Source organism: Flaviramulus basaltis (genome assembly GCF_900114265.1).
Lineage (GTDB): Bacteria > Bacteroidota > Bacteroidia > Flavobacteriales > Flavobacteriaceae > Flaviramulus > Flaviramulus basaltis.
The window spans coordinates 299,340-314,453 of record NZ_FPKV01000002.1 but is presented as its reverse complement, the minus strand read 5'-3'; the positions used below and the strand labels follow the sequence as shown (position 1 = coordinate 314,453).

General features: G+C 30.0%; 14 protein-coding genes. 6 read left to right on the top strand and 8 right to left on the bottom strand.

Going from position 1 to position 15,114, the window contains the following annotated elements; all coding sequences use genetic code 11:
- Positions 1-33 precede the first annotated feature (33 nt).
- On the top strand, positions 34-945 hold the full coding sequence (locus tag BT151_RS08085; RefSeq protein ID WP_072401293.1) for a patatin-like phospholipase family protein: 912 nt from the start codon (positions 34-36) through the stop codon (positions 943-945).
- Position 946: 1 nt separating this feature from the next.
- Here BT151_RS08085 and BT151_RS08080 read toward each other — a convergent pair whose 3' ends face one another.
- From BT151_RS08080 to BT151_RS08070, 3 genes are all read right to left on the bottom strand, one after another.
- A complete protein-coding gene (locus tag BT151_RS08080; protein WP_072401292.1) occupies positions 947-1,468 on the bottom strand; it encodes a DUF7935 family protein in 522 nt (173 codons plus the stop codon).
- Positions 1,469-1,669: 201 nt separating this feature from the next.
- Entirely contained in the window at positions 1,670-3,274 is a 1,605-nt protein-coding gene (locus BT151_RS08075; protein WP_072401291.1) for an FMN-binding glutamate synthase family protein, read from the bottom strand.
- Between the two features lies 1 nt (position 3,275).
- A complete protein-coding gene (locus BT151_RS08070; RefSeq protein WP_072401290.1) occupies positions 3,276-4,547 on the bottom strand; it encodes a M20 family metallopeptidase in 1,272 nt (423 codons plus the stop codon).
- A gap of 77 nt (positions 4,548-4,624) precedes the next feature.
- Here BT151_RS08070 and BT151_RS08065 point away from each other — a divergent pair, with 77 nt between their 5' ends.
- Positions 4,625-6,196, top strand: a complete 1,572-nt coding sequence (locus BT151_RS08065) for a hypothetical protein (protein ID WP_072401289.1) — start codon at positions 4,625-4,627, stop codon at positions 6,194-6,196.
- An 89-nt stretch (positions 6,197-6,285) separates the two neighbouring features.
- Positions 6,286-8,619, top strand: coding sequence for an ATP-dependent helicase (locus BT151_RS08060; RefSeq protein WP_072401288.1), 2,334 nt, complete (start codon positions 6,286-6,288; stop codon positions 8,617-8,619).
- On the opposite strand, the gene BT151_RS08055 is transcribed toward BT151_RS08060, so the two are convergent.
- Positions 8,620-9,588 (bottom strand): glycogen-binding domain-containing protein, encoded by a 969-nt coding sequence (locus BT151_RS08055; RefSeq protein WP_072401287.1) that lies wholly within the window; start codon positions 9,586-9,588, stop codon positions 8,620-8,622.
- Positions 9,585-10,553, bottom strand: a complete 969-nt coding sequence (locus tag BT151_RS08050) for an aspartyl protease family protein (protein WP_072401286.1) — start codon at positions 10,551-10,553, stop codon at positions 9,585-9,587. The genes BT151_RS08055 and BT151_RS08050 overlap by 4 nt, the downstream gene beginning before the upstream one ends.
- A 143-nt stretch (positions 10,554-10,696) precedes the next feature.
- On the opposite strand from BT151_RS08050, the gene BT151_RS08045 reads away from it, so the two are divergent.
- Positions 10,697-11,317, top strand: a complete 621-nt coding sequence (locus BT151_RS08045) for an L-threonylcarbamoyladenylate synthase (protein ID WP_072401285.1) — start codon at positions 10,697-10,699, stop codon at positions 11,315-11,317.
- Between the two features lie 7 nt (positions 11,318-11,324).
- Positions 11,325-11,666, top strand: a complete 342-nt coding sequence (locus BT151_RS08040) for a VOC family protein (protein WP_143144276.1) — start codon at positions 11,325-11,327, stop codon at positions 11,664-11,666.
- Positions 11,667-11,715: 49 nt separating this feature from the next.
- Here BT151_RS08040 and BT151_RS08035 read toward each other — a convergent pair whose 3' ends face one another.
- The 3 genes from BT151_RS08035 to BT151_RS08025 form a co-directional block, all read right to left on the bottom strand.
- Positions 11,716-12,555, bottom strand: coding sequence for an OmpA family protein (locus BT151_RS08035; RefSeq protein ID WP_072401284.1), 840 nt, complete (start codon positions 12,553-12,555; stop codon positions 11,716-11,718).
- A 92-nt stretch (positions 12,556-12,647) separates the two neighbouring features.
- A complete protein-coding gene (locus tag BT151_RS08030) occupies positions 12,648-13,637 on the bottom strand; it encodes a glycosyltransferase family 2 protein (RefSeq protein ID WP_072401283.1) in 990 nt (329 codons plus the stop codon).
- The gene (locus BT151_RS08025; RefSeq protein WP_072401282.1) at positions 13,634-14,080 is read right to left on the bottom strand and encodes a type I restriction enzyme HsdR N-terminal domain-containing protein; all 447 of its coding nucleotides are present in this window, start codon (positions 14,078-14,080) and stop codon (positions 13,634-13,636) included. Before BT151_RS08025 ends, BT151_RS08030 begins: the two co-directional genes overlap by 4 nt.
- A 26-nt stretch (positions 14,081-14,106) precedes the next feature.
- Between BT151_RS08025 and holA the strand changes: the two genes are divergently transcribed.
- Complete coding sequence (gene holA, locus BT151_RS08020; protein ID WP_072401281.1) at positions 14,107-15,111, top strand: DNA polymerase III subunit delta; 1,005 nt, start codon at positions 14,107-14,109, stop codon at positions 15,109-15,111.
- The last annotated feature ends 3 nt before the right edge of the window (positions 15,112-15,114 follow it).

Sequence of the window (15,114 nt, the reverse complement as noted above, 5' to 3'; positions counted from 1 at the left end):
CAACTAATTTATAAAAAAAGAAATTTCAAATAGATGAAAGCATTAGTGATTTCAGGTGGTGGTAGCAAAGGTGCATATGCAGGAGGTGTTGCGGAATACTTAATTAAAGAAGAAGGCCGGAATTATGATATGTTTTTAGGAACATCTACAGGCAGTTTATTAGTGCCACATTTGGCAGCAGGTCAAATTGATAAAATTCATCAAGTATTCACTAACGTAAACCAAAACGACATATTTAGTATTAACCCATTTGTTATGCGCAAAAAGGATGATAGAGAGTATGTATCTATAGATTTCATAAATACACTTTGGCAATTTATTAAAATGAAGCGAACTTTTGGTGAGAGTAAATCACTAAGAAGACACATAAGAAAGCATTTTACTTATGAAGAGTATAATTTAATTAGAGCAACCAAAGATGATGTTGTGGTAACTGTTGCGAATTTGTCTAAAAATGGGGTGGAGTATAAGTCTATAAAAGATTTTAGTTATGATGAATTTTGCGATTGGATTTGGATTTCATGTAATTATATTCCTTTTATGTCTTTGGTAAAGAAGAATGGTTTTGAATACGGTGATGGTGGTTTAGGTTGTGTTGTTCCTATTCGAGAAGCTATTTTAAGAGGTGCTACAGAAGTTGATGCGGTTATTTTAGAGTCTGAAAACATGGCTTATAATAAAGTACTTGGAAAAAATCCATTTTCATTAATGATTAACTTATTTGGACATTTATTAGATCAAGTAGAACGCAGTGATATTATTATTGGTAAGTTGGCAGCGAAAAACAGAGATGTTAAGCTAAATTTATTTTATACACCATCAAAACTAACAGAGAACTCATTAATATTTAATAAAAAATTAATGACAGAGTGGTGGCAACAAGGCTATTATTATGCTAAAAAGAAATGTGAAGAAGCTAGTTCTAACGAGTTACGTGTAGGTTAGTTTACCATAAATCTGAAACTTCATCTTTTATAAAAGAAAGAGCAGCATCACTAGGCGATCTGCGTTCCATCATTTCGGTTAAAACAACTTCACGAAGTTTGTTTGCTGTATCAGTTTTTTCTAGCATACTCGCTTTTCTAATAAGTTGAATAGTGGCGTTTTTTGCAGTAGCTACTATACTCCAACATTTATCGCTAATATAAATTTGTTGCGATAAATTATGTTCGAATTCCTGTTCTATACTTTGTATGAGTAAAGACTCGTAACTTTCTTTATTTGAATCTGTTGGATGAATTCTTATTAATAATTTTGAAGGCGAAATACGTTCAAGAAAAAGAGCCATACGCTCATAAGCTTGAAGACGCAAAGGCATGGAATTTACTTGCATATCTTTTTTAAGTAAAAAGCGTCTTCGTCCATCTTCATTCCTAGTATGTTCTCTAAAAAAATAATAGGCTATAACGCCTGTTATTAATGAAGGTATAGCGAATAAAAAAAGGTCTATAATTCTGTTCAGATCCATATGTTTTAAATTTCAGTTTACAAAACTAAGTGGTTTAAGTCAATTCTACAAATTACAGATTTAATGGGTGTTTTATTGAATAAATTTCATCATTAAATACTATATAATTAATCTTTATTTTATGTAAACAATTAAAATTAAAGTGTTTATGTTTTTTGACGTCTTTAGATAAATTACTTTTTAAATATAAATTTAAAAATATTAATTTGTTAGAGTGTTTGTTTCATCACTAGATTGAGATTTTAATTTAACGCCTTGTCCTCCTAAATACTTACAGTCTTTTAAAGCCTGCATGCCATTAAATGGTAAATATGTTTTTTTATAACCATAAGTGCTCTCCAATTCTTTTGAAAGATAATGATCGTCTACATTTACATCAATATCGCTCATTTTGAATTGACAAGGATGTTCGTAACCAGTTGCATGAGTTATTTCAATAAATTCTTTTCTAAAAGTTTTAAAATATTGAGCTAATCGCACCGATTTTAAAGTAGGATCTATACCATTTTGTAGCCATTTACTTTGTGTTGCAACACCACTAGGGCAACGGTTGGTATGGCAAACTTGTGCTTGAATACAACCAATACTCATCATAGCTTCTCGAGCTACATTAATACAATCTGCACCCATAGCAAAGGCCATTGCAGCTTTAGCAGGAAAACCAAGTTTTCCACTACCAATAAATACAATGCGTTCGCTTAATCCTTTAGATTGAAATAGTTTGTATAAATCGCTAAAACCATAAACCCAAGGTAAGGATACGTGGTCTGCAAAACTAGGTGGAGCAGCACCAGTACCACCTTCACCACCATCAACGGTTATGAAATCTGGTCCTTTACCTGTTTTAGCCATAATATCTGCTAATTCTTCCCATTGTTCTAACTTTCCAATAGCAGCTTTAATGCCTACAGGTAAGCCCGTTGCTTCTGCAATTTTTTCAATAAAATCAACCATTTCTGGCACGTTAGAAAACGCTTTATGGTTTGGAGGCGATAATACATCTTTTCCTATTTCTACGTGACGGATATCTGCTATTTCTTTAGTTATTTTAGCTCCAGGTAAAACACCACCTTTTCCTGGTTTTGCTCCTTGAGACAATTTCACTTCAATGGCGCGAATAAACGGATTGTCTTCAACTAGTTTTATCAACTTTTTCATTGAAAAATCACCATTTTTATCTCTTACTCCAAAATAACCTGTTCCGAAATGAAAAATAACATCACCACCGTTGCTATGATAAGGAGATAAACCACCTTCACCAGTATTATGATAAGCTCCTGCAATTTTGACGCCTTTGTTTAATGATTCTATGGCTTTCGCGGAAAGTGAGCCAAAACTCATCGCAGAGACATTAATTATAGATGCTGGTCGAAATGGTTTTTTACGTTTACTGAATTCTCCCATAACTTTAGCACAGGGTAAAAATGTTTTGTCAATTTTATTGGGATGATTTTCTGGTAATTCAAAAGGCATCATTGCATTATTTATAAAAATATGTTGATGCGCATAAATATCTCTATCAGTACCAAAACCTTCATAATTATTTTCATGCTTTGCAGAGGCATAAATCCATCCACGTTCAATTCTATTAAATGGTAATTCTTCTCTGTTGTTAGCAACAAAATATTGGCGCATTTCTGGACCTATACTTTCCAACATATATCTTATGTGTCCTACAATAGGGAAGTTATGACTAATAGTATGTGCTTTTTGGAAGAAAATGTCACGTATTGCAACTATTGCTAAAGCAATTAAAATCCAGATCCACCAGGAGATGTTAGATAAAAAATTTAGTACTGTATCCATTCTAGTTCTTTAAATAATCTAATGTCATTTGAGTTAATGTTTTTACGCCTAAAAGGAGACCGCTTTCATCAATTTTGAAATCTGGTGTGTGGTGTGGGAAAGCTTCTGTATTTCCTGGTGTCATGCCACCTAGGTAGAAGAAAAAACCTGGAACTACTTCTTGAAAAAATGAAAAATCTTCACCACCTGTGGTTGCTTTCATAATTTGAACATTACTTTCACCAGCAACTTTTTTCATAGTTGGTAGCATTTGTTCTACTAAAGCCACGTTATTAAATGTAATAGCGGTGTTATTTTGAAACTCAATAGTTGCTTTACCACCATAAGCTTTTGCTATAGTCTCAGTCATTTCGGTCATACGTCTTATAATTAACTTCTTCATGTCTGGATTTAAGGTTCTTAAAGTCCCAATCATTTCAGCAGTTTCTGGTATAATATTAAATCTAACACCACTAGTTATTTTCCCAACAGTGATTACAGCAGCTTCATCAGTTAATTTAGCTTCTCTACTTATAATAGTTTGTAAACCATCAATTATTTTAGCTGAAATTAAAATAGGATCAACGCCAGACCAAGGTTGTGATCCATGAGTTTGTTTTCCCTTCACGTTAATAACAAAACGCTCTACAGCAGCCATCATGCCTTCTGTTTTATATTTTATAGTGTTTACAGGAATTCCAGAGCCAATATGTAATCCGAAAATTGCATCTACTTTGGGATTTTCTAAAACACCTTCTTTTATCATTAAAGCGGCACCACCTTTTTCTCCTGGTGGAGGACCTTCTTCAGCAGGTTGAAAAATAAACTTTACAGTACCATTAATTTTATTTTTATTTTTTGATAAAATTTCCGCTACACCCATTAAAATTGCAGTGTGTGTATCATGCCCGCAAGCATGCATGACACCAGTTTCTGTATTTAAAAATGTTGATTTCACTTCAGATTTAAATGGTAAATCGTTGCGTTCGGTAACAGGAAGGGCATCAATATCTGCTCTTAAAGCAATTACCTTTCCAGGATTATTTCCTTTTAAAAGTCCTACAACACCAGTATGAGCAACACCTGTTTGTACTTCAATACCCAAAGATTTTAAGTGTTTTGCTATTTTTTCAGCAGTTTTAAATTCTCTATTTGATAACTCTGGATTTTGGTGAAAATCACGTCGCCATTCTATAATCTTATGTTCAATATCAATAAATTGTTGATCTAAATTATCTTGGCCAAAAACTGGAATTATTGTTAGGAAGGAAAATATTAAAAAAAGCTGTTTCATAAGTAATATAAATTTACAATAAGTAAAGATATTTAAAATAAGTTGTAATGAAGCTTTTGAATATATATCTTTAAGATATGAACAAAAGGTTAAAAAAAACACTGGTTATAATAGTTGGATTAATAGTTTTTTTATTTTTTGGTGTTCTTATAATTAATAATGTAATTGAAAATAAACTTCAAAACCAATTAGAGAACATAAGTGAGAATGTAGAAATAAAGTATGAAAATATTAAAGTCAATTCATTAAAAGGGAGCGTAAATATAAGTAAACCATTGATTTCAGTTTACGGAAAAACAACTCATAAAAAAAATGCACTAGTTGAACTAGAATATTTTTTAGTTGGTAGTTTTAGTTATTGGGATTATTTTTTTAATGATAAAATTACAATAGGTAATGTTATTTTTGATGAACCAAATATCACCTATCATCATAATGATTCAGTGAGTTCTAAGTCTTACAATGAAGTTTTAAAAAATAAGTTAAACCAAATAATTCAAATAGAATCCATTCAAATTAATAATGGAAATGTGGAGGTTTACAACGTTTCAAATGATTCTTTAATATTGAAATCTGAAAACCTGAATTTTAATATTAATGCAATTGAAGTCAATCAAAAAAAAGAAAAAAATCAAATTATTTATAAAGATTTTAAAGCCACATCTAATAATTTAATTTATAAATTAAATGCTTATGAAAATCTGTATTTGGATCATGTGGATTTTAGAACAGATTTATCTAAACTTAAAGGTGTTCGTTTAAAAACCAAATACGCGAAAGAAGAATTATCTAATATAATAAAAGTACAACGAGATCATTTTGATTTAACCATAGATTCGATTGAGGTAAAAAAACAAGATTTTGGATTTCAACAAGACTCGTTGTTTTATTTCAAAAGTCAACGTATTGATTTTTATCATCCTAACTTTAAAATATATAGAGATAAACTGATTGCAGATGATTTAAGTTATAAGCCATTATACAGTAAAATGTTAAGAGATTTAATCTTTAATATGAATTTAAATTCTGTTTTTATAAATAACGGTTCCATAATTTATTCAGAAAAAGTACAGCCAAATACTCAAGGAGGTAGACTTTTGTTTTCAAAATTAAACGCAAAAATCAACAATTTAAGTAATACTTATAACACTAGTGAGACGGTCACTTCTGTTAATATTGAGTCAGTTTTTATGGATGATACCAACATTAATGTGCAATGGGATTTTGATGTTAATAATACGACTGATGAATTTATTTATAAAGCTGAAATTGGAAAACTGAGAGCGGATAGCATGAACCAGTTTATGGAACCAAACCTTAATATTAGATTAAAAGGTGAAATTATTAAAACATATTTTACCATTAATGGTAATGACGAAACTTCACAAGTCGATTTAAAGTTAAAATATGATGATTTTGATATTATTGTTTTAAAAGAAAATGGAAAAGAAAAGAATAAATTTTTATCAGGTTTAGTAAATCTTCTTATATCTAATGATAGTCATGATAATTCTGGCTTATTTAGATATGGTTCTGGATTTGATATTGAAAGAAATAAAAACAAATCAATATTTAACTATTTATGGATCAATATAAAAGACGGGTTGTTGGGTGCTATGCTTGGAAATGGTAAAAAAGACAATAATTAATTTAAGCATAATGTTTATAATTAATAATAAAACGGAAGGTTTAAAACTCAGACAATACTTATTTTTACCTTTTTAAAAATGTAACCAATTTGGAGAAGTATTTAAGTCAGTTAAATGAAGCACAATTAGCGCCAACTATACAAAAAGATGGTCCTATGATTGTGATTGCAGGTGCAGGATCTGGTAAAACAAGAGTGTTAACTTATAGAATTGCATATTTAATGAGTCAAGGTGTAGATTCATTTAATATTTTGGCTTTAACATTTACTAATAAGGCTGCCAAAGAAATGAAAGGCAGAATTGCAGATATTGTTGGAGATGGTGAAGCAAAGAATTTATGGATGGGAACTTTTCACTCTGTTTTTGCTAAAATTTTACGTTTTGAAGGACACCATTTAGGGTTTCCTAGTAATTTTACTATTTACGATACACAAGATTCTCAGAAATTAATGGGGTCTATTATTAAGGAAAAAGGTTTAGATAAAGACATTTATAAAACCAAGCAGGTTTATTCTAGAATTTCATCATACAAAAACAGTCTAATTACTGTTAAAGCTTATTTTAATAATCCAGAATTGATGGAGGCTGATGCTATGGCGCGTCGTCCTAGAATGGGAGAAATATATCAAGAATATGTAGATCGTTGTTTTAAAGCAGGAGCAATGGATTTTGATGATTTATTACTAAGAACCAATGAGTTGTTAACTCGTTTCCCTAATGTTTTAGCTCAATATCAAAATAAATTTAGGTATATATTGGTAGATGAGTATCAAGATACGAACCATTCACAGTATTTAATAGTACGAGCTCTTGCAGATCGTTTTCAAAACATATGTGTTGTAGGTGATGATGCGCAAAGTATTTACGCCTTTCGTGGTGCTAATATTAATAACATTCTTAATTTTCAAAAAGATTATGATGATGTAAAACTTTATAGATTAGAGCAAAATTACCGTTCTACTCAAAATATTGTAAATGCAGCCAATTCTGTAATAGAACATAATCAAACTAAATTAGATAAAGAAGTTTGGACAGCAAATGATGAAGGCGAAAAAATAAAAGTACACCGCTCATTAACTGATGGTGATGAAGGACGTTTTGTTGCTAGTACTATTTGGGAAGGTAAAATGCAAAATCAATTAAAAAATAGTGATTTTGCAATTTTATACCGTACAAATGCACAATCCAGATCAATAGAAGATGCCTTACGTAAACGAGATATTCCATATAGAATTTATGGTGGTTTATCGTTTTACCAGCGTAAAGAGATTAAAGATGTTACGGCGTATTTAAGATTAATACTTAATCCTGCTGATGAAGAAGCTTTAAAAAGAGTTATTAATTATCCAGGGAGAGGAATTGGTCAAACTACAATAGATCGCTTAGTTGTAGCAGCAAATGGTTATGGGAAAACTATTTTTGAAGTGCTTGAAAATATTGATAAAGTAGATATAAATATTAATGGAGGAGCGAAGAACAAACTTAAAGATTTTGTAACATTAATTAAAAGTTACCAAGTCATGAATCAAACAGCTAATGCCTTTGATTTAGCTGAACATGTTACCAAAACAAGTGGTTTAATTCGAGAATTTAATAAAGATGGAACACCAGAAGGGGTTACAAGATTAGAAAATGTTGAAGAATTATTAAACGGTATAAAAGATTTTGTTGAAGGTCAACTTGAATTGGCTGATGCTTCCGATTCTTTAGCCGAATTCTTAGAAGACGTTGCTTTAGCAACAGATTTAGATGCCGATAAAGGTGATGAAGACCATGTGGCATTAATGACTATTCACTTAGCAAAAGGATTAGAATTTAACAACGTGTTTATAGTTGGTTTGGAGGAGGATTTATTTCCAAGTGCCATGAGTATGAATACACGCAGTGAACTAGAGGAGGAGCGTCGCTTATTTTATGTGGCATTAACAAGAGCCGAAAAGAAAGCGTATTTAACTTATGCCTTATCTAGATACCGTTGGGGAAAATTAGTAGATTCTGAACCAAGCCGATTTATAGAGGAAATAGACGATGAGTATTTAGATATTATAACACCAATTGAAGAACGTAGAATAAACCCAATGCTTTCTGCCGATATTTTTGGAGATGTAAATCCAAATAAAATTCGTTATAAGCCAGCCAAACAAGTGGTGTTAAAAAAAGGAAATACTGCTAAAAAAGAAGTAGAAAAATTTCAAGTAACAACACCAAAGAATTTAAAAAAAGTTACAAATACCAACGGAAACACTAATCTGTTTGATAGTAAATTAGTAGTTGGAAATGTTGTAAAGCATATCCGTTTTGGTACAGGAGAAGTTTTAAAAATTGAAGGCGCAGGAGCCGATATAAAAGCTGAAATTAACTTTCAACATGGTGGTGTTAAAAAATTGTTGTTGCGTTTTGCTAAGTTGGAAGTAGTAGGCTAATTATTTTACCATACAAACGGAATTTACATTGCCATCACCGTCGTATTCTTTTATGCTGTTATTAGGGTCTACAATCCATTGTCCATCAACAATAAACTTGTAGTGGTGTTTGCCTCCAGTTAGTGGAATAACATATTTCCATCCATAATCCGTTTTTTCCATGACGAGTTTGTTTTCATTCCAGTTGTTAAATGAACCAGAAAGAATTACTTTATGTGCATTGGTATATCCTCTTAGTTTAAAAGCAGTATATTCTTTTATGTCTATAACAGAATTATATTCGTCAAACTCATTTCTTGTTTTATGTGAATTGTCTGGGTCTTCCATCCAATGTCCATCAACAATAAAACGATATTGATACACATCGGGCTTCATTTGTAAGGTTAATTCCCAACCGCTTTCCGTTTTATTCATTTTAAAAAGAGTTTCATCCCATTTATTAAAAGAACCTGCTAGAACAACTTTTTTCGCATCTTTATAACCTTTTAATTTAAAACTTGCATTACCATTTTTATCAGGGTAAGCTGTGTACATTTTTAAATTATATACACCACGAAGTTTTTGTCCGTTGTTAATAGCCTTCGAAACATTTGGGTCGTTTTTCGAAGGTTCAGCCCAAAAGGAGTTGTTTATTACAAATTTAAATTCCCATGAAAACTCATCGGTAAAATCGTTGATGCTTTTTCTAAGTTCATAAATAAACTCATCTATTCTTTTCATCTTCCAATTATCTCTAGACCAAAGATTAAACTCACCAGAAACCACCACATTTTCAATATCAAAATCATTAAAATCGAGTGTTTGTCCGGTAAATTCTTTTGTAAATTTAGAATAGTCTCTAGCATCAAAAGTAAATACTACAGTATCGTTTTCAATTTTATAACCCTTAAATGCATTCTTTTGCGCGAATGTGTTTAAACTTATAAAAATGAAAAATAAATATATAATATGTGGAATTATATGCTTCACTGATGGTTAAAAGGGTAATTTATAAAGTATAACTTTTCTTTTTGATAATTTATAATTGTTCTTTTTTGTGCGAAAAACTCATAGCCTAAAATACCATCTAAATTGGTTCCAAAGGCTTCATTCATTTTATTTAAATTTGTTAAAACTGTAAGCATTGGTCCAAAATAAGTGTTTTCACTCAATTTAACACGATGCAATTTTCCTGCCAAAACTTCTATTTTTCTATTATTAACTCCAGTTAAAAGTGTTCGCTTTTTTGGAATAAAATACTTTAAAACTTTTTTGTTTATATTTTTATTAATTTGGTTAAATTCCGCAGCGGTATCTAAACCAAATTTAACTTTTTGATTATTAACAGTAGCATTTACAACTATAGTGTGATTTTTTAGTTTAAAACTAACACTATCAATAATTTTTTCTAAATATACATGATTATCTAATTTTTCACCAAAAGGATCCACTTTAGTTAGTGTTATTTGATTCAAGTGCATATCTATAAAAATTTCATAATCTTTTAAAATACTATAGCCAATAACACCTAGTATTTTGATTTTTTTACTTTTTTCAATGTGTGATAAATCAATAACATCAGAATTTCTATTCTGTAGCTTAAAATTCTCTAATACAAATTCCTTTATTTGTCTTTCATAAGAATTCTCAACAGAATGCATTACACCAGATGTAGATTCATTTTTTCTTTGATGTTCGTAAAAATTTGAAAAATGTACTTTGTTAAGAATCATAGTTTCCGAGCCTGTGTCAATTATAAAGTTTCCTTCTTTATTTAAAATTTTGGCTTTAACTACAATTAAATGATCTACTAATTTAAAAGGAATTCGAGTTGTATATTCGTTTAAAACTTCAGCTTGAGAAAAGAGTATCGAATTTTTTATAGGATTATCTTTTGCATTAACTTTTGTTATGCTTATTGCAAAAAATAATAATATATAAAAAAGTCTTTGCATATACATAAGACTGGTTTAAAAAGGAATTGTTACATAATATAAGAAATTTTTAAGGACTATTTTGCTTTGTCATTTTTTAAGTGTAATATAGTTCTAAACTTAGAGTTTTTACTAATTGAAATACGATTTACCTTGCTGTTATTATGGCTGAATTTATAAGAATTTACGAAGAAAATCCTAATCCAAAAGAGATTGAAAGGGTAGTGAAAGTTTTAAAAAGAGGGGGGCTTATTATTTATCCAACCGATACGGTTTATGGCTTAGGATGCGATATTACGAACTTAAAAGCTTTGGAACGCATTGCAAGAATTAAGCAAATTAAGTTAGAAAAAGCAAATTTTTCATTTATTTGTCATGACCTTAGTAATTTAAGTGATTATGTAAAGCAAATTGATACCTCGGTTTTTAAAGTTTTAAAACGTGCGCTTCCAGGACCATATACTTTTATCCTTCCAGGATCTAAAAATTTGCCAAATCCATTTAAAAAAAGAAAAACTGTTGGTATTCGTGTACCAGCAAATAACATAGCTTTAGATATTGTAAAAAAACTGGGAAACCCAATAATATCGACGTCCATTCATGATGAAGATACTGTTATTGAGTATACTACAGATCCTGAACTTATTTTAGAAAAATGGGACAATTTAGTAGATTTGGTTATTGATGGTGGTTATGGAGATAACGAACCATCTACAGTTATTGATTTGTCTGAAGGAGAACCTGTTATTGTTAGACAAGGTAAAGGGAGTTTAGAAATTTTTTAATTAAAATATGATCGATAATCATATAAATTATATTGAATTTAAAGCAAATAATCTTGAAGCTGTTAAAGTGTTTTATAATAAATGTTTTAACTGGGAATTCACAGATTATGGGCCAACTTATATTGCTTTTTCGGAAAGTGGAGTCGCTGGTGGATTTGAAAAATCAGATTCAAAAATAATAAATGGTGTTTTAGTTGTTCTATATCATAAGGATTTAGATTTAGTAAAAACCAATGTTATTCAAAATGGAGGGGAAATATCAAAAGATATCTTTTCTTTTCCTGGAGGAAGAAGATTTCAGTTTTTAGATCCAGCTGGTAATGAGCTTGCTGTTTGGTCTGATAAATAAAAAAAGCCCAATCTTTCGATTGAGCTTTTTCTAATATTTTTAAAACTGATTATTTACCACCAGCTGCAAGGTTTTTCATTTCTTTTTCAATCATGTCATAAAACTGATCGATTTTAGGCAATACAACAATACGAGTACGTCTGTTTGTAGCTCTGTTTTCAGCAGTATCATTATCTACTAGAGGCACATAAGAACTACGACCAGCAGCAATTAACTGAGAAGGATTTACATTTAAATCTTGTAAAACTCTAATGATAGAAGTTGAACGTTTAACACTTAAATCCCAGTTGTCTAACAATGGCTCTTTTCTATAAGGTACATTATCTGTATGTCCTTCAACCATACATTCGAAATCAGGCTTGCTATTAACAACTTTAGCAACTTTAGCAAGAACTTCTTTAGCTCTAGCTGTTACGTTATAGCTTCCGCTTTGGAAAAGTAATTTATCTGCGATAGATATAAACACAACACCTTTTTCAACATTAACTTCTATATCTGGATCGTTTATACCAACTTCACGTTTTAAACTTGTTACTAAAGCTAGTGTTACACTATCCTTTTGAGTAAGCGCATCTTGTAAACGTGTGATTTTTAATTCTTTTTCTTTAATACTTTCTAAAGTTTTTTCAACGTTTGAAGCTCCTTTTGAAGATAAAATTGTTAGGTTATCATTGCTTTTTCTTAAATCTGCTATTTGTTCTTCTAAAGCAGTAGCTCTAGCTGTTACTGAAGCTCTATCTTCTAAACAAGAGTTTAGCTTCACGGTTGCAGAATTTAGCAAATCTTGAGTTTCCTTTTGTTTTGCTTGAAGATCTGTAAATTGTTTTTTTGATACACATGAACTTAATAAAATCATTGCTGAAGCACTAAGTAATAAAATTTTTCTCATAATTATTTAAAGGATTAATTTCTTGTTTGTTTTAACAAAAATATATAAAAATCAGTAGGTTTTAACATTTTAACAAAACTTTTACAAACTACTTATAAACTTTTAAAATTCTTATTATTATTTACGAAATAATTGAATACTATGGATGTTATTTGGTAGTATTTTATTTTGTTTTTTATTGATTTCCGTTGTTTTAATAAACGATTCAAATGACTATAATAACTAAAATGAGCTCTTAAAATGGCAAAGGCATGTTTAGGTTTTAATTCAAATAAAAATTTGGCAGCAGCAATACCATCTAGTGTTAAACGAATTATTATAAGTGAAAATAAGTTGCCTTTTGCGTTTTTAGTAAGTGTGAATAAGCTATTCCTGAAATTTAGAAATGTTTTTTTAGGATTAATAGCATTTAAAGTAGCACCACCAACATGATAAATTTTAGAATCTCCTACATATTTTATAGAGTAACCTAAATTCTTTGCTCTCCAACATAAATCTATTTCTTCCATGTGAGCAAAAAAATGCTCATCAAATCCCCCTAATATCCTAAAAACAGGACTTCTAATAAATAAGCATGCGCCAGAAGCCCAAAATATTTCGGTAGTATCATTATATTGATTAGTGTCTTTTTCTAATGTATTAAAAATTCTACCTCTACAATATGGGTAACCATATTTATCAATAAAACCCCCGGCAGCTCCAGCATATTCGAAGTAATCCTTTTTTTTGTAATCTAATAATTTGGGTTGAATAATTGATGTATTGGGATAATCTTCAAAAGCACTAATAATAGGAGGTAACCAATTTTCAATAACTTCAACATCGCTATTTAAAAGGCAAAAAACATCGGCTTCTATCACTTGTAAGGCATCATTATAACCTTTAGAATAACCACCATTACTTTTATTTTGAATGATTTTTACAGTTGGATATTTAGCTTTCACAAAAGAAACTGAATCGTCTGTAGAGGCATTATCGGCTAAATAAATAGTAGCTTCTTTTGAATTTTCTAAAACTGAAGGTAAAAACTGTTCTAAAAGCTTTTTTCCATTCCAGTTTAGTATGACGATTGCTAATTTCATTTTTTAAAATTTGGAATATCTTTTAAGAAATTATAACATTCATTTTTAAAATCCATTTGGCAATAATAGTGATTTAATCCATTTGTAACCATTAAATAAGTAGCGTTTAGTTCTAAATTATAACGTGCTATTTGGTCAAAAGTATCTTGCTTAATAGAGATTTTTGGGGCTTTACATTCAACAATTAAATAAATACTTCCATCTGGATTGAAAATAACAATATCGTATCGTTTTTTTAAAGAATTGATAGTCAGTTCTTTTTCAATATTTATTAAAGATTTTGGGAAACCTTTTTCATTAATCAAAAATTGAATACAATGTTGACGTACCCATTCTTCGGGCTGTAAAATCACGAATTTTTTACGAATACTATCGAAAATAGAAATTTTATTTTCGCTATTTTTGAATCGAAACGTATATGTAGGGAAATTTAATTTTTGCACTACACAAATTTGGTGATTTTTTTTTAATGGACGAAGTAAAACAATTAGTTACAGATATAAAAAATGGTAATTTAAAACCTATTTATTTTTTAATGGGTGAGGAACCATATTATATAGATAAAATATCTGATTTTATTGAAACAAATGTTTTAGCGGAAGAGGAGCGTGGATTTAACCAAATGGTTTTATACGGGCGAGATGTAACGATTGAAGATATTGTTGGTAACGCAAAACGTTATCCAATGATGGCAGAGTACCAAGTTGTTATTGTAAAAGAAGCTCAGGATTTATCGCGTACCATTGAAAAATTAATATCTTATTCTGAAAACCCTCAGCCTACAACGGTATTAGTTTTAAACTACAAATATAAAAAACTAGATAAGCGAAAAGCACTTTATAAATCCATAAAAAAAATTGGCGTAATTTATGAAAGTAAAAAATTATACGAAAACCAAGTAGCCGATTGGATTAGAAGAGTATTATCATCTAAAAACTATACCATATCACCAAAAGCAGGACAAATGCTTGTTGAGTTTTTAGGAACAGATTTAAGTAAAATAAACAATGAATTAGAGAAACTTCAAATTATTTTACCAAAAGGCACGCAAATTACCCCAGAGCATATTGAAAAAAATATAGGTATTAGTAAAGATTATAATAATTTTGAACTACGTAAAGCCATTGGAGATAAAAACATAATTAAAGCTCATAAAATAGTTAATTATTTTGCGGAAAACCCTAAAGATAATCCCATGGTAGTCACGGTAGCTTTGTTATTTAATTTTTTCTCACAATTGCTTCATTTTCATGGATTAAAAGACAAATCACCAAGAAATGTAGCTTCGGCATTAAAGATTAATCCGTATTTTGTTAATGAGTATATTTCTGCTGCTCGAAACTATCCAATGCGCAAAGTAAGTGCTGTTGTTTCTACTTTACGCGAATTTGATGTTAAAAGTAAAGGTGTTGGATCCAATTCTGTCCCACAAGGTGATTTATTAAAAGAACTGTTAGTACGAATTTTAAATTAATTT